Annotated in this window: 20 protein-coding genes; 11 read left to right on the plus strand and 9 right to left on the minus strand. The window is 69.3% G+C overall.

Annotated elements, in window-relative coordinates:
• The first annotated feature begins 15 nt into the window (after nucleotides 1–15).
• From AruCF_RS09770 to AruCF_RS09785, 4 genes are all read left to right on the plus strand, one after another.
• Nucleotides 16–1,482, plus strand: coding sequence for an N-acyl-D-glutamate deacylase (locus AruCF_RS09770; protein WP_049073062.1), 1,467 nt, complete (start codon nucleotides 16–18; stop codon nucleotides 1,480–1,482).
• Nucleotides 1,483–1,516: 34 nt separating this feature from the next.
• Nucleotides 1,517–2,476 (plus strand): tripartite tricarboxylate transporter substrate binding protein BugE, encoded by a 960-nt coding sequence (locus AruCF_RS09775; RefSeq protein ID WP_049073063.1) that lies wholly within the window; start codon nucleotides 1,517–1,519, stop codon nucleotides 2,474–2,476.
• 127 nt (nucleotides 2,477–2,603) lie between these two features.
• Nucleotides 2,604–3,158 (plus strand): HdeD family acid-resistance protein, encoded by a 555-nt coding sequence (locus AruCF_RS09780; RefSeq protein ID WP_049073064.1) that lies wholly within the window; start codon nucleotides 2,604–2,606, stop codon nucleotides 3,156–3,158.
• A 4-nt stretch (nucleotides 3,159–3,162) separates the two neighbouring features.
• Nucleotides 3,163–3,555 (plus strand): CrcB family protein, encoded by a 393-nt coding sequence (locus tag AruCF_RS09785; protein ID WP_049073065.1) that lies wholly within the window; start codon nucleotides 3,163–3,165, stop codon nucleotides 3,553–3,555.
• Between the two features lie 67 nt (nucleotides 3,556–3,622).
• Here AruCF_RS09785 and hpnE read toward each other — a convergent pair whose 3' ends face one another.
• The 3 genes from hpnE to hpnC are packed head-to-tail and all read right to left on the minus strand — an operon-like array spanning nucleotide 3,623 to nucleotide 6,658.
• On the minus strand, nucleotides 3,623–4,948 hold the full coding sequence (hpnE, locus tag AruCF_RS09790; RefSeq protein ID WP_049073066.1) for a hydroxysqualene dehydroxylase HpnE: 1,326 nt from the start codon (nucleotides 4,946–4,948) through the stop codon (nucleotides 3,623–3,625).
• Nucleotides 4,945–5,808, minus strand: a complete 864-nt coding sequence (hpnD, locus tag AruCF_RS09795) for a presqualene diphosphate synthase HpnD (RefSeq protein WP_006384298.1) — start codon at nucleotides 5,806–5,808, stop codon at nucleotides 4,945–4,947. The genes hpnE and hpnD overlap by 4 nt, the downstream gene beginning before the upstream one ends.
• Nucleotides 5,809–5,827: 19 nt before the next feature.
• Nucleotides 5,828–6,658, minus strand: a complete 831-nt coding sequence (gene hpnC / locus AruCF_RS09800; RefSeq protein ID WP_049073067.1) for a squalene synthase HpnC — start codon at nucleotides 6,656–6,658, stop codon at nucleotides 5,828–5,830.
• Between the two features lie 139 nt (nucleotides 6,659–6,797).
• Between hpnC and alr the strand changes: the two genes are divergently transcribed.
• Both alr and AruCF_RS09810 read left to right on the plus strand, forming a co-directional pair.
• Nucleotides 6,798–7,928 (plus strand): alanine racemase, encoded by a 1,131-nt coding sequence (alr, locus tag AruCF_RS09805; protein ID WP_049073068.1) that lies wholly within the window; start codon nucleotides 6,798–6,800, stop codon nucleotides 7,926–7,928.
• A gap of 226 nt (nucleotides 7,929–8,154) precedes the next feature.
• Entirely contained in the window at nucleotides 8,155–8,874 is a 720-nt protein-coding gene (locus AruCF_RS09810; RefSeq protein ID WP_020928472.1) for an SDR family oxidoreductase, read from the plus strand.
• 199 nt (nucleotides 8,875–9,073) lie between these two features.
• On the opposite strand, the gene hpaI is transcribed toward AruCF_RS09810, so the two are convergent.
• From hpaI to AruCF_RS09830, 4 genes are read right to left on the minus strand one after another with little or no spacing between them, the layout of a single operon-like run.
• Nucleotides 9,074–9,874, minus strand: coding sequence for a 4-hydroxy-2-oxoheptanedioate aldolase (hpaI, locus tag AruCF_RS09815; RefSeq protein ID WP_049073069.1), 801 nt, complete (start codon nucleotides 9,872–9,874; stop codon nucleotides 9,074–9,076).
• A 14-nt stretch (nucleotides 9,875–9,888) separates the two neighbouring features.
• Complete coding sequence (gene hpaH / locus AruCF_RS09820; protein WP_049073070.1) at nucleotides 9,889–10,692, minus strand: 2-oxo-hept-4-ene-1,7-dioate hydratase; 804 nt, start codon at nucleotides 10,690–10,692, stop codon at nucleotides 9,889–9,891.
• A gap of 23 nt (nucleotides 10,693–10,715) precedes the next feature.
• Complete coding sequence (locus tag AruCF_RS09825; RefSeq protein ID WP_049073071.1) at nucleotides 10,716–11,465, minus strand: fumarylacetoacetate hydrolase family protein; 750 nt, start codon at nucleotides 11,463–11,465, stop codon at nucleotides 10,716–10,718.
• 22 nt (nucleotides 11,466–11,487) lie between these two features.
• Nucleotides 11,488–12,516 (minus strand): fumarylacetoacetate hydrolase family protein, encoded by a 1,029-nt coding sequence (locus AruCF_RS09830; protein WP_049073072.1) that lies wholly within the window; start codon nucleotides 12,514–12,516, stop codon nucleotides 11,488–11,490.
• A 219-nt stretch (nucleotides 12,517–12,735) separates the two neighbouring features.
• Here AruCF_RS09830 and hpaE point away from each other — a divergent pair, with 219 nt between their 5' ends.
• The gene (gene hpaE / locus AruCF_RS09835; protein WP_049073073.1) at nucleotides 12,736–14,202 is read left to right on the plus strand and encodes a 5-carboxymethyl-2-hydroxymuconate semialdehyde dehydrogenase; all 1,467 of its coding nucleotides are present in this window, start codon (nucleotides 12,736–12,738) and stop codon (nucleotides 14,200–14,202) included.
• 39 nt (nucleotides 14,203–14,241) lie between these two features.
• Entirely contained in the window at nucleotides 14,242–15,093 is an 852-nt protein-coding gene (hpaD, locus tag AruCF_RS09840) for a 3,4-dihydroxyphenylacetate 2,3-dioxygenase (RefSeq protein WP_049073074.1), read from the plus strand.
• Between the two features lies 1 nt (nucleotide 15,094).
• Here hpaD and hpaR read toward each other — a convergent pair whose 3' ends face one another.
• A complete protein-coding gene (gene hpaR, locus AruCF_RS09845) occupies nucleotides 15,095–15,541 on the minus strand; it encodes a homoprotocatechuate degradation operon regulator HpaR (protein WP_049073075.1) in 447 nt (148 codons plus the stop codon).
• Between the two features lie 1,192 nt (nucleotides 15,542–16,733).
• On the opposite strand from hpaR, the gene radA reads away from it, so the two are divergent.
• The 3 genes from radA (at nucleotide 16,734) to AruCF_RS09865 (ending at nucleotide 19,326) form a co-directional block, all read left to right on the plus strand.
• Nucleotides 16,734–18,098, plus strand: coding sequence for a DNA repair protein RadA (radA, locus tag AruCF_RS09855; RefSeq protein WP_049073077.1), 1,365 nt, complete (start codon nucleotides 16,734–16,736; stop codon nucleotides 18,096–18,098).
• A 12-nt stretch (nucleotides 18,099–18,110) separates the two neighbouring features.
• Complete coding sequence (locus tag AruCF_RS09860) at nucleotides 18,111–18,884, plus strand: sulfite exporter TauE/SafE family protein (RefSeq protein ID WP_049073078.1); 774 nt, start codon at nucleotides 18,111–18,113, stop codon at nucleotides 18,882–18,884.
• Between the two features lie 202 nt (nucleotides 18,885–19,086).
• Nucleotides 19,087–19,326, plus strand: coding sequence for a hypothetical protein (locus AruCF_RS09865; protein WP_049073079.1), 240 nt, complete (start codon nucleotides 19,087–19,089; stop codon nucleotides 19,324–19,326).
• 200 nt (nucleotides 19,327–19,526) lie between these two features.
• Here AruCF_RS09865 and AruCF_RS09870 read toward each other — a convergent pair whose 3' ends face one another.
• Entirely contained in the window at nucleotides 19,527–20,483 is a 957-nt protein-coding gene (locus tag AruCF_RS09870; protein ID WP_049073080.1) for a 2-hydroxyacid dehydrogenase, read from the minus strand.
• Nucleotides 20,484–20,488: the final 5 nt, after the last annotated feature.

Raw genomic sequence — 20,488 nt, forward strand, 5'->3', positions numbered from 1 at the left:
CGAGACGGAAGTGGCATGCAGGAAGAACTGGATCTGGTTATCGAAGGCGGCTGGGTGATCGACGGGACGGGCGCCGCACGCCGCCGCGCCGACGTCGGCATCCGCGGCGAGCGCATCGCCGCCATTGGCGATCTGTCGGCCGCTCCGGCCGCGCGGCGCCTCGATGTCGGCGGCAGGATCGTCGCGCCCGGATTCATCGACACCCACGGTCACGACGACCTGATGTTCGTGGAAAAGCCGGGCCTGGAATGGAAGACCAGCCAGGGCATCACCTCGGTGGTGGTCGGAAACTGTGGCATCAGCGGCGCCCCCGCGCCACTGCCGGGCAACACCGCCGCGGCGCTGGCGCTGCTGGGCGATTCGCCGCTGTTCGCGGACATGGCCGCGTATTTCGGCGCGCTGCAGGCGCAGCGGCCGATGATCAACGTGGCCGCCCTGGTGGGCCACGCCAACCTGCGCCTGGCCGCGATGCCCGATCCGGCGGCGCAGCCCAGCGTTGATCAACAGCAGGCTATGGAGCGCATGCTGGCCGAGGCGTTGGAGGCTGGCGCGGTGGGGTTCAGCACGGGCCTGGCCTATCAGCCCGGCGGCGTCGCCGGCGAGGCCGAACTGGACGGCCTGGCGCGGGTGGCGGCCGCGCACGGCGCGCTGCACACCAGCCACATCCGCAACGAGGGCGACGCGGTCGAGGCCGCCGTCGACGAGGTGCTGGGCATCGGCCGCCGCACCGGCTGCGCCACGGTGCTGTCGCACCACAAATGCATGATGCCGGCCAACTGGGGCAAGAGCGCCGCCACGCTGGCCAACATCGACCACGCCCGCGCCGCCGGCGTCGACGTGGCGCTGGACATCTACCCGTACCCCGGCAGCTCCACCATCCTGATTCCCGAGCGCGCCGACCAGATCGACGACATCCGCATCACCTGGTCGACGCCGCATCCCGAATGCGGCGGCCAGTCGCTGGCCGAGATCGCCGCGCGCTGGGGCTGCGATCCGGTCACGGCGGCGCGCCGCCTGTGCCCGGCGGGCGCGATCTACTTCGCCATGGACGAAAACGAAGTGCGCCGCATCTTCCAGCACGAATGCTGCATGGTGGGCTCCGACGGCCTGCCCAACGACGCCCATCCGCACCCGCGCCTGTGGGGCAGTTTCACGCGCGTGCTGGGACGCTACGTGCGCGAGGCCGAGCTGCTGACGCTGGAGGCCGCGGTGGCCAAGATGACCTCGTTGCCGGCGCGCGTGTTCGGCCTGGCCGATCGCGGCCGGCTGGCCGTGGGCGCCTGGGCCGACGTGGTGGTGTTCGACGCCGACACGGTGTGCGACCGCGCCACCTGGGACGCGCCGACGCTGGCCTCGGCCGGCATCGAGCACGTGCTGGTCAACGGCTGCCCGGTGTTCCCGGCGGCGCCCGGCACGCATCGTCCCGGCAGGATATTGCGCCGCGACGCCAGCATCGCCGCCGCGCCCGTTCGTTCCCGATAACAAGCAGAACCGATCCCCACAGGAGACAATCCCGATGATCCGCAAGACTTGCATCGCCCTGGCGCTGGCCGCCGTGTTGCCGGCCGCCCACGCCGAATTCCCCGATCGCCCCATCACCCTGATCGTGCCGTTCCCGGCCGGCGGCCCCACCGACATCGTCGGCCGGCTGGCCGCGGCCAAGGCGGGCGAGATCCTGGGGCAGCAGGTCGTGGTGGAGAACCGCACCGGCGCCTCCGGCACCATCGGCATGGCCGCCACCGCGCGCGCCAAGCCCGATGGCTACACCGTGGGGCTGGCGACCGTCAGCACTCACGGCACCGCGCCGCACCTGTTCCCCAGGCTGGCCTATGACCCGGTCCAGGACTTCACGCCCATCAGCAACCTGGTGACCAGCCCCAACATCCTCAGCGTCAACCCGCAATACCCGGCGAAGACGCTGGCCGAGTTCGTGTCGCACGTGCGCGCCAATCCCGGCAAGGACGGCTACGCCAACGCCGGCGCCGGCGGGGTCAACGACCTGGGCATGATCTGGTTCCTGCAGATCACCGGCGGCAAGATGAACAGCATTTCGTACCGCGGTTCGGCGCCGGCCCTGACCGACACGGTGGGCGGCGTGGTGCCGGTGATCTTCGACAACTTCCCGTCGTCGCTGCCGTACATCAAGAGCAACCACCTGCGCGCGCTGGCCATCACCGGGACCGCGCGCAATCCGCGCCTGCCGGACGTGCCGACCTTCGCGGAGCAGGGCTACAAGGACTACGACGTGACGGCCTGGTACGGCGTGGTGGGACCGGCCGGCATGCCGGCCGACGTGCGCGACAAGCTGGCGCAGGCCTTCGCCAAGGCGGTGCGCGACCCCGCCACCGCCGCCAAGATGGAAGAGACGGGCGCTTTCCCGCTGGGCAACACGCCGGCCGAGTTCGGGGAACAGATCCGCGCCGAGCGCGACCGTTGGAAATCGGTGATCGAGCGCGCGCAGATCAAGCTGCAGTAAGGCGGGGAGCCGGCCGTCTCCGGGGAGTACGGCCTTTCCGGCCAACCGGGTCACGGCGTCCAGGCGGTCCACGGGCGGGGAAATTCAAATAAGATAGGTCACCCGTTACGTGTTACCGGAGGTCGTCATGCTTGAATCGCAAGTCGTGGATCAGATCGGTCGTCATTGGGGGTGGGTGGCGTTGCGCGGCGTCGTCGCCATTCTGTTCGGCCTGATGGCCGTGTTCATGCCGGCGATCACCTTGTCGGCGCTGGTGCTGGTGTGGGGCGCGTTCGCGCTGGCCGATGGCGTGCTGGCGCTGATCGCCGGCATCCGCATCCGCGACCACGGCAAGCCGCTGTGGGCATTGATCATCGTCGGCCTGCTGGGCGTGGCGGCCGGCATCGTCACTTTCCTGTGGCCGGGGCTGACGGCGCTGATCCTGCTCTACATCATCGCCATCTGGGCGCTGGTGGCCGGCGTGTTCCAGATCATTGCCGCGATCCGTTTCCGCAAGGAAATCCGCAACGAATGGTTCCTGGGGCTGTCCGGATTGGTGTCGGTCCTGTTCGGCGCGATGCTGGTGATGCAGCCGGGGGCCGGCGCGCTGGCGCTGGTGTGGGTCATCGGTATCTATGCCGTGTTCTTTGGCATACTGCTGCTGGTCTTTTCCTTGCGCCTCAAGCAGCACCGCGCGCCCTGAGTCCATGACCGCTTACCAGACCCTGATTCCCCTGAACTTCCTGGCCGTGGGCCTGGGCGCCATGTTCGGCGCCTGGGCCCGCTGGCTCGTCAGCCTGTGGCTCAACACCGAGTCGTGGCCCTGGGGCACGCTGGCGGTCAACCTGGCCGGGGGCTACCTGGTGGGGCTGGTGCTGGCGCTGGTGGCGGGCCATCCCGAATGGCCGGCCTGGGTGCGGCTGGGGGCCATCACCGGCTTCATGGGCGGTCTGACCACCTTCTCGACATTCTCGGCCGAAACCGTGGCGATGCTCGAGCGCGGCGCGTACGGCGGCGCGCTCGGCTACGCCGGCTTCAGTTTGCTCGGATCCCTGTTGCTGACGGGGTTGGGCCTGGCAACGGCCAGCCTGTTGCGCTGAGCCGCCCGGCGCCCGCGTTGCGGCGGCGCCGGGCCGCCATGCGGTTGCGTGGCGCCTTGGCGACGCTTCAGTCGCCGGCCCGCGGATTCAGCACCCGCGCCGCTTCCAGGCCGCTGCGCACCGCGCCTTCCAGCACGCCGGGATAGCCGGTATCGGTCCAGTCGCCGGCCAGCGCCAGCGTCGGCCACGGCGTGCTGTTCAAGGGCCGCGTCAGGCCCGGCACCGCCGCGAAGGTGGCGCGCTTTTCGATGAACAATTCCGCCGCCGCGACTTCCGGCATCGGCGGCAGCCGCTGCGGATGGGCGGCTGCCTGTTCGGCCACCTGGTCGATCAGGGCCTCGATGGCCTGCTGGCGGTTGCGGTCGGCCAGGCTGGTGGCGGCGCTCGCCACCACCGCCAGTTCGCCGGCCAGGGCATCGCCGGCCAGTTGCGCGCGGTCGAACAGCCATTGGCCGACGTGGCCACGGGCCGGCTCTTCGCGCAGCATCATCATGGGCTCGGGCAGGCGCCAGGGGCCGGCCAGCCGCAGGTTGAGCGTGGCGATCGGCAGATAGTCGAAGGCGCGCAGCGCGTCCAGCAGCCCGGTGGCGCCGGCCGCCCGCAGCGGCGCGTCCAGCAGGCGCGCGGCGAACGCCGGCGGCACCGCCAGCACGGCGGCGTCGAAGCGTTCCTGGTTGATGTCGATGCCGTCCTCCGCCGGACGCAACTGGCGCACCGTGCTGCCGTAGCGCATGGTGACCTGGCGCGCGGCGGCGTCCGGCCACAGCGCCGACAGGTCGGTGCAGGGCAGCAGCAGGTCGCTGTCTTCGCGGCGGCCGGCCAGGCTGTCGCGCAGCACGCGGGCGAACAGCCCGGCGCTGGCGCTGGCCACCGGGGTGTTCAGCGCGGCCAGGCACAGCGGCTCCCAGACCTGGCGGATCAGGGCGTCGGACTGCGCGTGATAATGCAGCAGCTGTTGCACGGTCCAGTCGCGCGGCGGCGTCCAGGACATGGCGCGCAGGCCGCGCATCAGGCGCAGCGTGGCAAAGCGGTCGGCCCACGACAGGCCGCGCGCGCCCAGGATCGCCACCGCCATGTGCAGCGGCGCGGGCAGGCGCGGCGCCGACAGCCGGAAACGGCCGTCCAGGCTGGCCAGCCGCAGCGACCGGCGCATCAGCAGGGCATCGGGGTTGCGGCCCACCCGGCGCATCAGCGCCAGCGTGTGCGTGTAGGCGCCCGACAGCAGGTGCTGGCCGTTGTCCAGCGGCGATTCGAAGCCATCGTGGAACACGCGCCGGGCGCGGCCGCCGGGCGTGTGGCCGGCTTCGAACACGGTGACCTTGGCGCCGGCTTCGCGCAGGGCGACGCTGGCCGCCAGGCCCGCCCAGCCGGCGCCGATGACCGCCGCCTTCACCGTGCCAACCGGCGGACCAGCCCGCGCCCGCCGCCTACCCAGGTCTTCCACGCCAGCCACAGCTTGCGCAGCGGCGTCAGCGAGATGCGCTGATGCAGCACCTGCCAGTTGTCGCGCTCGATCTCGTCGAGCAGCGCGTGATAGATCGCCGCCATCATCAGGCCGGGACGCTGCGCGCGCCGGTCGGCTTCGGGCAGGCTGCGCATCGCCTCGCGGTACAACTCGCGCGCGCGCTCGGCCTGGAACTTCATCAGGGCCGAGAAGCGCTCGGAATACTCGCCATTCAGGATGTCCGAGGCCTTGACCTCGAACTGCTGCATGTCGTTGACCGGGATGTAGATGCGGCCGCGGCGGGCGTCGTCGCCGACGTCGCGGATGATGTTGGTCATCTGGAACGCCAGGCCGAGCTTCTCGGCGTACACCAGCGTGGCCGGATCGGTGTAGCCGAAGACGCCGGCCGACAGTTCGCCGACCACGCCGGCGGCATGCCAGCAATACTTGCGCAGGCCGGGCCAGTCCAGGTAGCGGGTCTGGTCCAGGTCCATTTCCATGCCGTCGACCACGGCCAGCAGGCGCTCGCGGGTGATCGAACAGCTCTGCAGGTGCGGCTGCAGCGCGCGGGTCACGGGATGGTCGGGCTTGCCGTCGAACATCTGGTCGACCTGCGTGCGCCACCAGGCCAGCTTGATGCGCGCCAGCGACGGGTCGGTGCATTCGTCCACCACGTCGTCGACTTCGCGGCAATAGGCGTACAGCGCCGTGATGGCGCGCCGCCGCTCGGGCGGCAGGAACAGGAAGGAATAGTAGAAGCTGGAACCGCTTTTGGCGGCTTTCTCCTGGCAGTACTCGTCAGGGGTCATAGTTGGCAGGGCCGTTTGCTTACTTGATGGAGCGCCAGAGCATGATGGCCCAGTCCTTGGCGCCCAATTCGGGTCGGTTCATGAATACATCGTAGCCGCTCGCCTCGATCCGCTCCAGCACGCGCAGCCCGCCTTGCACCACCAGGCGCAGTTCCAGGCCGATTCGGCCCGGCAGGCGGCGCGCCAGCGGAGCGCCGAAGTGTAGCAGCGCGCGGGTGCGTTCCACCTGGAACGCCATCAGCGCGCGCCATCCCGGGGTCAGCCGCGCGGCGGCCAGGTCTTCTTCCGAGACGCCGAAGCGGCGCAGGTCTTCCTGCGGCAGGTAGACGCGGTGCTTATGCCAGTCGACCCGCACATCCTGCCAGAAGTTCACCAGTTGCAGCCCGGTGCAGATGGCGTCCGACTGTTCCATGTTGCGCGGATCGGCGGCCTCGAACAGGCACAGCATCAGCCGCCCGACCGGATTGGCCGAGCGGGTGCAGTAATCGGCCAGCGTGGCGTAGTCTTCGTAGCGCTTGACCGCGATGTCCTGCTCGAAGGCCGACAGCAGGTCGTAGAACGGCGTGATGGGCAACTGGTGGCGGGCGATGGTGGCCGCCAGCGGCACGAAAATGCCGGCCAGCGCGGGCGCGCCGGGGGTGGGCACGGCGCCCGGTTCGGCGCCGATGCGGTGCAGTTCGGCGCGGAACGCCGCCAGCTGCGCCAGCCGCTCGTCATCGCTGGCGGCGCCTTCATCGGCGATGTCGTCGGCGGCACGGGCGAACCGGTATAGATCGGTCACGGCGCCACGCAGCCGGCGCGGCAGCAGCAGCGAGGCGACGGGAAAATTCTCGTAGTGATCGATGGGCATGGTCGGGTCCTGCATTCGTTCTGACTGCGGTCCGGCCGCGCGGGCCGGATCACGGTCATTTTAGAGTACGCGCGAAGCCGCGGCCCCGCGCCGCCGGCACGCCGATCAGTTAGACTTAAGCGCCACAGGACCTCATACCATGCCCCGCCCAATTTCCGCCACCGTTTCCGTTTCCGCCCTGGCCCACAACCTGGCCGCCGTGCGGCGTCACCTCGACCAGACCGCCGCCGCCGCGTCCGGCCTGGCGCCCTCGATCTGGGCGGTGATCAAGGCCAACGCCTATGGCCACGGCATCGAGCAGGCCGTCGCCGGCTTCTCCAAGGCGCAAGGCCTGGCCATGCTCGACCTGGACGAAGCGGTGCGCTGCCGCGAGGCCGGCTGGGGCGGGCCGATCCTGCTGCTTGAAGGCTTCTTCAACCCGTCCGACCTGGAAATCGTCGACCGCTATCACCTGAGCACCACGGTGCACCAGCGTGAACAGCTCGACATGCTGGCGCGGGCTCGCCTGTCGCGGCGGGTCGACATCATGCTCAAGCTCAACAGCGGCATGAACCGCCTGGGTTTTTCACCCGCCGCCTATCCGGCCGCCCACGAGCGCGCGCTGCTGCTGCAACAGCAGGGCGTGCTCGGCTCGATCGGCAAGATGACCCATTTCGCCTGCGCCGACGGCCCCCAGGGCATCACCGAGCAACTGGCCGTGTTCAATTCGGTGACGCATAAGATGGCGGCCGGTCCCATCAGCGTCTGCAACTCGGCGGCCACGCTGCGCTTTGCCGAGGTCGCCGTCGGTTCCGAGGCCCAGGCGCACTGGGTCCGCCCCGGCATCTGCCTGTACGGCGCCTCGCCGTTCGCCGACGCGGACGCCAGCGCGTTCGGGCTCAAGCCGGCCATGTCGCTGCGCTCCGAGATCATCGCGGTGCAGGAATTGAAGGCCGGCGATTCGGTTGGCTACGGCGCGCTGTTCCGCGCCGACCGACCGATGCGCGTCGGCATCGTGGCCTGCGGCTATGCCGACGGCTATCCGCGCCATGCCGCCACCGGCACCCCGGTGGTGGTGGCCGGCATCCGTACCCGCCTGGTGGGACGGGTTTCCATGGACATGCTGATCGTCGATCTGGACCCGGTTCCCGCGGCGGGCGTCGGCGCGCCGGTCTCGCTGTGGGGCGAAGAGGGCCCCTCGGTGGACGAGGTCGCCCTGGCGGCCGGCACCATCGGCTACGAGCTGCTCTGCGCCCTGGCGCCGCGCGTGCCGGTTACCCGCGATACGTGATCATTGCTTGAACATCCCCCGGGCGGCGTTCCGGCCCCGGCTTGCCGGATGCCGGTCGGCGTCCGATTTCCCGTCCAGATTGTTCCCCGCCCGGACGCCGGGTGTCCAGCATGCAAGAATTGCTACGCAATTTACAAGACAGGTAACGCCGGATGGTGTCTACTTGAAAAACCGGGCGCCCAAGCGCCCGTTTTCGACCCAGTAACGAACAACGAGGTTTCGATCCATGAAGGACAAATGCGTGCTCATTACGGGCGCCACCAAAGGCATCGGCTGGGCGCTTACTCAGCGGCTGTCCGACATGGGTTGTCATGTGGTCGGTATCGCCCGCAACACCGGCGACGTCGATTTTCCGGGCTACCTGTACGCCTGTGACCTGGCCGACGCCGGCCGCACCGAGGAAGTGCTGCGCGAGATCCGCGAGAAATTCCCGGTCGACGCCGTGGTCAACAACGTCGGCATCGCCTCGCCGCAACCGCTGGGCGAGATCGACCTGGCCACCCTGTACAACGTGCTGGACCTGAACGTGCGCGTCGCCGTGCAGGTGACGCAAGCCTTCATCGAATCCATGAAGGCGCGCCGCGCCGGCCGCATCGTCAACGTCTGCAGCCGGGCCATCCACGGCGGCCTGGAACGCACCGCCTATTCGGCCGCCAAGAGCGCGCTGGTGGGCTGCACCCGCACCTGGGCGCTGGAACTGGCCGAATACGGCGTGACCGCCAATGCGGTGGCGCCGGGCCCCATCGAAACCGAAATGTTCCGCGCCACCCGCCCGGCGGGCAGCGAAGGCGAAAAGCGCGCGCTGGCCTCGGTGCCGATGAAGCGCCTGGGCACGCCGGCCGAAGTGGCCGCCGCCATCGCCTTCCTGCTGTCGGACGACGCCGGCTTCATCACCGGCCAGGTGCTGGGCGTGGACGGCGGCGGCAGCCTGGGCGGTCGTTCCTGATCGCCCGCTTCGGGCCAGGCGGCGGGGCCCGGCGTGGCTACGCCGCGCCTGGCTTCCGATAAAAAAATGGCGCCCGCGTGAACTGACCCCCGAAAGCTGGACGCGATCCAGCCTTCGGGGGTTTTTCGTTGCCCTTCCAACTTCCCGGGGGGCAGTTCAGCGGGGCGCCGTTTTTCTTGCCGCGGCCTCCCCGGGGCACTCAGTACGGCCCGCCGGCCTTGCCGACCGGCTTGAGATCCTTGAATTCGCCCGCGAGCTTTTCGGCCGCGCGCGCCAGCAGCACCGCGTCCACGCCCACCGCCACGAAGGTCGCGCCCAGCGACAGATAGTGCCTGGCCTGCGCCACGCCGCTGTGCAGGATGCCGGCCGCCTTGCCCGACTTGACGATGCGGCCGATGGCCGCGTCGATGGTGCGGGCGACCTCGGGATGCTCGGGCTGGCCCAGGTAGCCCATGCTGGCCGACAGGTCGGCCGGGCCGATGAAGGCGCCGTCCACGCCGTCCACCGCCAGGATGTCCTCCAGCGCATCGACGCCGCGCGGCGTCTCGATCTGCACCAGCACGCACATCTCGTCGTTGGCGCGCTCCAGGTAGTTGGGGATGCGGTTCCAGCGCGACGAGCGCGCCAGCGCGCTGCCCACGCCACGGATGCCGGCGGGCGGATAGCGCACCGCGGCCACCGCCGCCGCGGCCTCTTCGGCCGACTGCACCATCGGCACCAGCAGCGTCTGCGCGCCGGTGTCGAGGATCTGCTTGATCTGCACGGGGTCGTTCCAGGCCGGCCGCACCACCGGCGCCACCGGATAGGCGGCCACCGATTGCAGTTGCGCCAGCGTGGTCTGCAGCGTGTTGGGGGCGTGCTCGCCGTCGATCAGCAGCCAGTCGAAGCCGGCGCCGGCGATGATCTCGGAGGTGTAGGCGCTGGCCAGCCCGGCCCACAGGCCGATCTGGGGCGTGCCGGCGCGCAGCGCGCGTTTGAACTGATTGGTCAGGATATCCATGGGCCGCGTTGAGGTCAGATGAAGTGGCAGTTGACGGAGCCGAGCACGCCGTAGTCGACGTTGAAGGTGTCGCCGGGGCGCGCGGCCACCGGCCGGGTGAAGGAACCCGACAGGATGATCTCGCCCGCTTCCAGCGCCACCTCGTGCGCGGCCAGCTTGTTCGCCAGCCATACTACGCCATTGGCCGGATGGTTCAAGACGCCGGCGGCCACGCCGGTTTCCTCGATCACCGCGTTGCGCGACAGGATCGCGCCGATCCAGCGCAGGTCCAGCTCGCCGATCTTCACCGGCCGCCCGCCCATCACCACGCCGGCGTTGGCCGCGTTGTCGGCGATGGTGTCGAACACCTTGCGTGGGCGCTTGCTGTCGGGGTCGATGCCGTGCGAGCGGGCATCGATGATCTCCAGCGCCGGGATCACATAGTCGACCGCGTCGTATACCTGGAACAGGGTCACGTTCGGCCCTTGCAGGCGCTTGCCAAGCACGAAGGCCAGCTCCACTTCCAGCCGCGGCAGGATGAAGCGGCCGGCGGGAATGTCGCCGCCATCCTCGAAGAACATGTCATCGAGCAACATGCCGAAATCGGGTTCGTCGATCTGCGACGACAACTGCATGGCGCGCGAGGTCAGGCCGATCTTGTGGCCGCGCTTGACGCGGCCCTCGGCCAGCTTGATGTCCATCCAGGCGCGCTGGATGGCGTAGGCGTCGGCGATGGTGATGTCGGGGTGTTCCAGCGAGATCTGGCGGATCTGCTGGCGGGTGCGTTCGGCGTCGTGCAGGCGCGCGGCCAGCGCGCGCACGGTGGTGGAATCGAGCATGCGGGGTATCCAGGTAGGGGGAATCAGGCGGGGCAGGGCACCAGCGTGTTGACCAGACGGCCGATGCCGTCGATCTCGGTCACGACCTCGTCGCCCGGCTGGACGTTGACGATGCCGTCCGGGGTGCCGGTCAGGATCAGGTCGCCGGGCGACAGCGTCATGAAGCCGCTGAAGTACGCGATCAGGGCGGGGATGTCGAACACCATGTCGCGGGTGTTGCCGCGCTGGGTCTCGACGCCGTTGACGGTGGTGCGCAGGTCCAGGTTCATCGGGTCGGCCACGTCGTCGCGGTCCACCAGCCATGGCCCCAGCGGCGTGCAGGTGTCGCGGCTCTTGACGCGCAGGTTGGGGCGATACCAGTTCTCCAGGTAGTCGCGCAGCGCGTAGTCGTTGGCCACGGTGTAGCCGGCCACGTAGTCATAGGCCTGCTCGCGCGTGACGTTGCGCGCGGTCTTGCCGATCACCACGGCCAGCTCGCATTCGTAGTGCATGAAGCCCACGTCCGCCGGCCGCAGCGTCTGCGCGCGATGGCCGACAAAGGTATTGGCTGCCTTCAGGAAGCCGAGCGGTTCGGGCGGCGCCTTGAACGCCAGTTCCTTGGCGTGGTCGGCATAGTTGATGGCCAGCGTGAAAGTGGTGCGCGGTTCGATCGGCGGCAGCCAGGTCACCGCGTCCTCGGCCAGCAGGCGGCCGTCGGCCAGGCGGATCTGGCCGTGGCCGGCGTCGGTGGCGGCGTGGATGGCGCCTTCATGGGCGATGCGTGCGTGTTTCATGGCGGGTTCCGTTGGAGGCGTCTCAGGCGCCGGCGATGAGCGTGTTGCCGAGCGTGCCGACCTGGTCAATGCGGATCTCGTAGCGTTGGCCCGCATGCGCCAGCGGCGCGTCGGCGCGGGCCCCGGCCAGCAGGATGTCGCCTGGTTCGAAGCTCATGAACGCGGTGACGTCGGCGATCAGGCGGGCCACCGGCCGCACCAGGTCGGCGGTGCTGGCGCGCTGCGCCAGTTCGCCGTCGACCCAGACCTCGATGGCGAGCGCGTCCGGGTCCGCCACGGACGACACCGGCGCCAGCGCGCGGCCGATCGGGCAGAAGCCGTCGCGGCATTGCTGCTTGAGCGCTGGACGGAAATAGCTGTCGTGCGGCGCCGACAGATCGGCCACCACGCGATAGCCGGCCACGTGGGCCAGCGCCTCGGCTTCGCTGACGCGGCTGGCGCGCCGGCCGAACACGATGCCCAGGGTGGCGCCGATGCGCACCTGGGGCACGTCGGCGGGCAGCGTGATCGCGTCGCCGTCGGCGGCATAGGTATTGGCCGGCTTGATGTACAGCACCGGCGCGCGAGGCGCGGCCTGGTAGGGCGGCGCATTCACCGCCTCGCCCAGCGCGGCCAGCGCCTGGCGCGTATTGAGCGCGGCGCCCGCCACCGTGCGCGGCAGCGCGGCGGCGCGGGCCGCCAGGTATTCGCGATAGTTGCTGTGCTTGTAGTTGAGCACCGCGTCGGCTTCTTCCACCTGCAGCGACAGGCCCAGCGGCCGGCGCGCCATTTCCGGCGCCAGCGCGTCGCGCAGGGCCTGGAACGTGCGTTCGCCCAATGCCGCCTGCTGCGCGGCGCCGCGGCCGTGGCCGATGCGCAGCAGCACGTGCACGAAAGCGTTGTCGGGATGGCCGTCGGCGATCAGGTAGTCATCGATCCGCACGGCGCGGGTGCGCGCGCCGGCCAGCGGGTACAGGCTGCCGTCGCCGACGGCGGCGCCCTGCACCGCGCGCATCAGGGCGCGGGTGTCCAGGTCCAGGCTGGCGGAGTACTCAATCCAGATATGTGGCATGACAGGCGCGGGACCAGCCCCCTCCGGCATATTGTTAGCATGTTAATAATCATAGCGAAAAAAACCGGGCGGCGGCAATCGCCGGCGCGGCCGCGAGACAGGGGTTTTCCGCCGTTGACAGCACCATCGCTCGCGCATAAAGTTAACTTGTTAATTAAATTCCGGCCCGCTGCCGTTCTGGCGGACGGCCGGCCGTCCGCGACAGGCGAGGAGACGCACGTGAGCATCAAGCACTGGATCAACGGCAGGCAGGTCGACAGCGCCGACCGCTTCACTACCTTCAACCCGGCCACGGGCGAGGCCATCGACGAAGTGGCCGCCGGCGGCCAGGCCGAGATCGACGCCGCCGTGGCCGCCGCGGCCGAGGCCTTTCCCAAGTGGGCCGGCATGCCCGCCAAGGAACGGGCCCGGCTGATGCGCCGCCTGGGCGAACTGATCGACCGCAACGTGCCGCAGCTGGCCGAGCTGGAAACCCGCGACACCGGCCTGCCCATCTCGCAGACGCGCAAGCAGCTGATCCCGCGCGCCTCCGAGAACTTCACCTTCTTCGCCGAAGTCTGCACCCGCATGAACGGCCACACCTACCCGGTGGACGACCAGATGCTGAACTACACGCTGTACCAGCCGGTCGGCGTGTGCGCGCTGGTGTCGCCGTGGAACGTGCCCTTCATGACCGCGACCTGGAAGACCGCGCCCTGCCTGGCGCTGGGCAATACCGCCGTGCTGAAGATGTCGGAGCTGTCGCCGCTGACCGCCGATCAGCTCGGCCTGCTGGCGCTGGAAGCCGGCATCCCGCCCGGGGTGCTCAACGTGGTGCAGGGGTATGGCGCCAGTGCCGGCGACGCGCTGGTGCGCCATCCCGGGGTGCGCGCGATCTCGTTCACCGGCGGCACCGTCACCGGCAAGAAGATCATGGCGAACGCGGGCGGCATCAAGAAGTTCTCGATGGAGCTGGGCGGCAAGTCGCCAGTGCTGGTGTTCGACGACGCCGACGTCGAGCGGGCGCTGGACGCGGCGCTGTTCACCATCTTCTCCCTCAATGGCGAGCGCTGCACCGCGGGTTCGCGTATCTTCGTGCAGGAATCGATTTACGATGACTTCGTGCGCCGCTTCGCCGAGCGCGCCAATCGCCTGGTGGTGGGCGACCCGACGGATGACAAGACCAATGTGGGCGCGATGATCACCCGCCAGCACTGGGAAAAGGTCACCGGCTACATCCGCCTGGCCAAGGAAGAGGGCGCGCGCATCCTGGCTGGCGGCGCCGACGCGCCGCGGGGCCTGCCGGCGCACCTGGCCGGCGGCAATTTCGTGCGGCCCACGGTGCTGGCCGACGTCGACAACCGCATGCGCTGCGCCCAGGAAGAGATCTTCGGGCCCGTCGCCTGCCTGATTCCGTTCAAGGACGAGGCCCACGGCCTGGCGCTGGCCAACGACGTCAAGTACGGCCTGGCCTCCTACATCTGGACCCGCGATATCGGCCGGGCCCACCGGCTGGCGCGCGGCATCGAGGCCGGCATGGTGTTCATCAACAGCCAGAACGTGCGCGACCTGCGCCAGCCGTTCGGCGGCACCAAGGAATCCGGCACCGGCCGCGAGGGCGGGGAATACAGCTATGAAGTGTTCGCCGAGATCAAGAACGTCTGCGTCTCGATGGGCAGCCACCCCATTCCGAAGTGGGGCGTCTGACCGGCGCCCGGATACCGAAAACAACAGGAGACACGCATCATGGGCAAGCTCGCGCTGGCGGCCAAAGTAACGCACGTGCCGTCGATGTACCTATCTGAAATGCCCGGCCGCCATCATGGCTGCCGCGAAGCCGCGATCCAGGGCCATCGGATCATCGGCCAGCGCTGCCGCGACCTGGACGTGGATACGCTGGTGGTGCTGGACGTGCACTGGCTGGTGAACGCTGGCTACCACATCAATTGCAACGAACGCTTCGCCGGCCGCTACACCAGCAACGAGCTGCCGCATTTCATCAAGGACATGGACTACGCCTACCGCGGCGACCCGGCGCTCGGCCGACGCATCGCCGAATGCGCGGGCGCAGCTGGGGTCGCCACCCGCGCGCACGAAATCGCCAGCCTCGAACTGGAATATGGCACGCTGGTGCCGATGCGCTACATGAATGGCGATGACCGCTTCAAGGTGGTGTCGGTGGCGGCCTGGTGCGCCTGGCATTCGCTGGACGACAGCCGCCGTTTCGGCGCGGCCTTGCGCCAGGCCATCGAGCAGAGCGACAGCCGCGTCGCGGTGCTGGCCAGCGGCTCGCTGTCGCACCGCTTCAACGACAACGGCAGCCCAGAGGCCGCCATGCACCAGATCAGCCGCGAGTTTTACCGCCAGGTCGACCTGCGGGTAGTGGACCTGTGGCGCCAGGGCGACTGGAAGACGTTCTGCGCCATGCTGCCGGAATACGCCGAGCTGTGCGTGGGCGAGGGCGGCATGCACGATACCGCCATGCTGCTGGGACTGTTGGGCTGGGATGCCTACGACCGGCCGGCCGAGGTGGTGACGGACTACTTCACCAGTTCCGGCACGGGGCAGATCAACGCGATCCTGCCCGTGCCCGGTTGACTCATTGCGTCGCGGGTTCGCGCTTGATCAGTTCGACCATGGTGTCGACGTCGGTGTACAGACGGTCGAGCAGTTCCTTGCCGATGCGCGCTTCGATTTCCTGGTACTTGGCGTCGACCTGCGGCCGCATGCGGTCGATCAGCTTGTTGCTCTTGGGCGTCAGGGAGATTTCCTGGCGCCGCTGGTCGGCGTTCGACCGCACCCGCTTGATCAGGCCCTGTTCTTCCATGCCGGCCAGCATGCGCGTCAGGCTGGGGCTGAGGATCTGGCAGCTGCGGGCGATCTGGTTGGGTTCCATCGCGCCCACCTCGCTCAAGGTGCGCAGCACCCGCCATTGCTGTTCGGTGACGCCGGCGGCGTGCAGGATCGGCCGGAAGTGCGCCATCAGGGTTTCGCGCGCGTAAAGCAGCAGATGGGGAAGATTGCGGTGGTGGAAGCTCGGACTCATGGCGGCTATGTTAGCAAGAAGCCGTTCTATTTCCGTTGAATGTTCAGGCCTGTGAACGCCCAGGCCCGCGACGAACGCGGGCCTGGGCGGGAACGGAACGGAAAAAGGGGGTCAGGAAGCGGGATTCTGCTGCGCCAGTTCCTGCAGGTCGTCGGGCAGCGTCAGGTCGGGCGCGCCTTGCTGCAACTCGCGCAGCGCGGCAACGGCGTCCTCTTGCTGATCGTCCTGCACCAGGGCGCGGATGTGCGCGATGCGGGCCTCGATGTCCTGCTCGCTGAAGGCGACGGGTTCCGCGCTGGCTTGCTCGGCGGGCGCCTCGGCGCTGGCGCCTTGCGGCGCGGCGTCGCTGGCCGCCTGCTGGGCGGGAAGCGCGGCCGGGATGGCGCTGGGCGCCTCGGCCGGCGCCGATGCGGTCCGTTGCGCCGGGCGGGGGCCGCCTGCGGCGCGGGCGCTTCGGTCAGGATCGGACGCGGCGCCGGGCCACGCTCGATGTTGATGGGCGCTTCCTGTGACACCGCCAATTGCGGCGCCTGGTCGGCCATCTCGGCGTTTTCGCGCATGTCGGTCCAGGCGAACAGGCCGGCCACCAGCGCCGCGCAGGCGGCGGCGGCCCAGCCCGGATGCCAGCTGCGGCCGGGGTGCCAGGTGCGACGCACGGCCGCTTCCAGTTCGGGGCTGCCGCCGGCCCTGGGCTTGCGATACAGGGCGCGCAAATCCAGTTCGTCGTCTTCGTCGAAGGGGGGCGATAGGCAATGCTCATGCGCGTACTCCTCGCGCATGCGCCTGGTGGCAGGGCGCATCCGCGTTTGACCTGGGCCTGTGCCGCGCCGGTGGTCCGGCGGTCTCGTGCAGGATCGGGTCTTGTTCCGGTTTAGGTGGCCGCGTGCGCGGCCCAAGCGTCTCGCGATGCGCCGCGATTCCCGTCGTGCCGCCCTGGTGGGCGGCGGCGCCGGGTATGCCGCCACATAACCGACGGTTCAACATTGCGCATCACCCGATGATTATGCGCGATTTGCAGAAATCTGCCAGCGAATTTCTTGTGTTTGCATGGTGTAACTGTAGACCGTCCCTGTTTATGCAAGCAGATTGAAAGGGTGCTGCACCAAGACGGCGCCAAACGCGCGGGAAAAGGCGCATTGCGACTGCCCGCCGACGACCCCGCGCCCCGGCCTGTGCCGGTAAACTTGCGCCCATGGCCAAGACCCGAACCGTATACGTGTGCGCCGAGTGCGGCGGCACCACCCCGAAGTGGCAAGGCAAGTGTCCGCACTGCAATGCCTGGAACACCCTCGAAGAAACCGTCGAATCGGCCACGCCGGCCGCCGCGGCCGCGCACCGCTACGCGCCGCTGGCCTCCAGCAGTCCGGTGCGCAGCCTGTCCGAGATCGAGGCCCGCGAAACCCCGCGCACCCCCACCGGGCTGGAGGAATTCGACCGCGTGCTGGGCGGCGGCCTGGTGGCCGGCGCCGTGGTGCTGATCGGCGGCGACCCCGGCATCGGCAAGTCGACCCTGCTGCTGCAGGCGCTGGCCTCGCTGTCCGAAAGCACCAACGTCCTGTACGTCACCGGCGAGGAATCGGCCGAGCAGGTGGCGCTGCGCGCGCGCCGGCTGGGACTCCAGACCGGCAACGTCAACCTGCTGGCGGAAATCCGCCTGGAGGCGATCCAGGCCGCCGTGTCCGAGCAGAAGCCCAGCGTCGCCGTGATCGACTCCATCCAGACGCTCTACAGCGGCGAGCTGACCGCGGCGCCCGGCTCGGTGTCGCAGGTGCGCGAATGCGCCGCCCAGCTGACGCGCCTGGCCAAGCAGACCGGCATCGCCATCGTCATGATCGGCCACGTCACCAAGGACGGCGCGCTGGCCGGCCCGCGCGTGCTCGAACACATCGTCGACACGGTGCTGTACTTCGAGGGCGACACGCATTCGTCGTTCCGCCTGGTGCGTGCCTTCAAGAACCGCTTCGGCGCGGTCAACGAACTCGGCGTGTTCGCCATGACCGACCGCGGCCTGCGCGGCGTGGCCAACCCGTCGGCGCTGTTCCTGTCGCAGCACGAGCAGCAGGTGGCCGGTTCCTGCGTGATGGCCACGCAGGAGGGCACGCGCCCTCTGCTGGTCGAGATCCAGGCGCTGGTGGACAGCTCCCACGCGCCCAACCCGCGCCGCCTGACGGTCGGCCTGGAGGGCAACCGCCTGGCGATGCTGCTGGCCGTGCTGCATCGCCACGCCGGCGTGTCGACCTTCGACCAGGACGTGTTCGTCAACGCTGTGGGCGGGGTGCGCATCACCGAACCGGCGGCCGACCTGCCGGTGTTGCTGGCCATCATGTCGTCGTTGCGCGACCGGCCCCTGCCGCGCGGCCTGATCGCCTTTGGCGAAGTCGGGCTGGCGGGCGAGATCCGGCCCGCGCCGCGCGGCCAGGAGCGCCTGCGCGAAGCCGCCAAGCTGGGCTTCTCGATCGCGTTGATTCCCAAGGCCAACGCGCCGCGCCAGCCCATCGAGGGGCTGGAGATCTGGGCGGTGGACCGGCTCGACGCCGCGCTCGACAAGCTGCGCTGACGGGAGCCCCAAGTGAGTCTTTTGCTGATCGCCCTGTGCCTGGGCGCGGGAGGCCTTATTGGCTTCATGGGCGGCGTGCTGGGCATCGGCGGCGGCCTGATCGCGATTCCGGCGCTGGTGCTGCTGATGGGCATGTCCCAGCAGCTGGCGCAGGGTACCGCGCTGATCATGGTGCTGCCGACCATCATGATGGCGGTGCGCAAGTACAACCAGCAGACCCGCATCGACCGCCGCGTGGCGCTGGCGGGCGCGGGCGGCGCGGTGGTGTTCACCTGGGTCGGCGCGCGGCTGGCGCTGGGCATCGAGTCGGGCGTGCTGCGGCTGAGCTTCGCCGTGTTCCTGTTCTTCATCGCGCTGTTCTACGCATGGCAGACCTGGCGCGCCGGCGCGGCCCGGCGCGCGCCCAAGGGCAGCGGCCACGCTCCGGTCTTCACGCCGCGACGCGCCACCTTGCTGGGCGTGCTGTGCGGCACGCTGGGCGGCTTCTTCGGCGTGGGCGGCGCGGTGCTGGCGGTGCCCATCATCACCACGGTGTTCCGGCTGTCGCAGACCACCGCGCAGGCGCTGGCGTTGTGCATGGTGATTCCCGGTTCGGCGGTGGCGCTGGTGACGTACTCATGGGCCGGCAGGGCCGACTGGCTGGTGGGCCTGCCGCTGGCGGCGGGCAGCCTGCTGTTCGTGCCGGTGGGCGTGCGGCTGGCCTATCGCCTGCCTGAACGCAAGCTGAGAGCCTGCTTCGCGGCGATGCTGTTCGCCACCGTGGCGCTGCTGGTGTTTGAAAGCTGAACGCGGCCGGCCGAAGGTCGATTGTCACGATCCCATGACGAAGCGTTAACGTCGGAAAGGGCGCGAAAATTTCCGGCCCGCGCCTGAACCTTCGGCGGGGTGCGGGTTCCAACGGAGTACGGGTCATGCGGCGATGTTGCCGCCCCGTGTCGGAAAGGCCGGAGGGGCAGCCCTCGGGTCTTCACCATTAGGAGTACATGTAATGACGACTCACTCCCGTATCGCTGCGTTCCTGTCCACTTCGGCCTTGTGCCTCGGTCTTGCCGCCGCGCCTTCGGCGTTCGCGGCGGGCGCCGATGCCACGACCAAGTCGGGCGAAACCAAGACCCAGGCGCAGCACAAGCATCACAAGACCGACAAAACGTCCGCCAAGCAGGGCACCGAGAAATCGGGCGCCGCCAAGATGGACAAATCGGGCACCGCCACGGCGCCCGCGAAGTAAGGCAGTCACGCAGCATCGGATCGCGAGGTCCGGCAGTTCCTTTGCACGACGGACGGGTCTTCGGGCCTGGAAGTCGAAAGCCTCTCGGTATGGGCGCCGAGAGGCTTTTTCGTTTGTGTGGCGGACCTGTCGTGTTGCCCGTATTGGTGCCACTTGCGTGAACGCCGACGGCGCTGAGCGCGCCGCCGTTCCCGCCCGCGTCAATCCACCGGCGTGATCACGCGGCCGGTATCGAAATACGCCGCCAGGTTCTCCAGCATCAGATCTTCCATGGCCTGGCGTGTTTCCAGCGTGGCGCTGCCGATGTGAGGCAGCAGCACCGCCTGGTCGCTCTTGATCAGGGCCTCGGGCACCTTGGGCTCGTGCTCGAACACGTCGAGCGCGGCGCAGCCGAGCTTGCCGGCCTCCAGCGCGGCCACCAGCGCGGCCTCGTCGATTACCGGGCCGCGCGCGATGTTGACGATGATGCCGCGCGGGCCGAGCGCTTCCAGCACCTCGCGATTGACCAGGTGGCGCGTGGCCGGGCCGCCCACGGTGGCCACGACCAGGAAGTCGGCCCAGGCCGCCAGGTCGGTCAGCGAGGCCTCGTAGCCGTAGTCGACGTCGTCGCGCTTCCTGCGGTTGTGATAACGCACCTGCATATCGAAGCCGATGCCGCGGCGGGCGATGGCCTCGCCGATGCGGCCCAGGCCCACGATGCCGAGCTTCTTGCCGCTGACGCGCTGGCCCAGCGGAATGCTGCCGTGCACCTGGCCCCACTGGCCGGCGCGCACGAAGCGTTCGCCCTGGCCCATGCGGCGGGCGCCTGCGATCATCAGGCCCCAGGCCAGGTCCGCCACGCAGTCGGTCAGCACGTCGGGCGTGTTGCTGACCTGCACGCCGCGCGCATGCGCCGCCTGCACGTCGATGGTCTCGTAGCCCACGCCCCAGCTGCAGATGGCCTTCAGGTCGGGCAGGGCGTTGATGAGTTCGGCGTTGGCGCCGAAGTTGGCCGAGGTGACGACGGCGGTGACGCCCTTGCCGAGTTCGGCCAGGGCCGTCTTGCGATCCGGCTGCTTCCAGAGCTCGATGACGTCGTAGCGCTCGGCGAGGCGCTGGTTGGCGGAGGGCGAGCCGGCCAGCGAGCCGACCTGGATGATGCGATGCTTGGTGGTCATGTTGT

The organism is Achromobacter ruhlandii, assembly GCF_002082135.1.
GTDB classification, from domain to species: domain Bacteria; phylum Pseudomonadota; class Gammaproteobacteria; order Burkholderiales; family Burkholderiaceae_B; genus Achromobacter; species Achromobacter ruhlandii.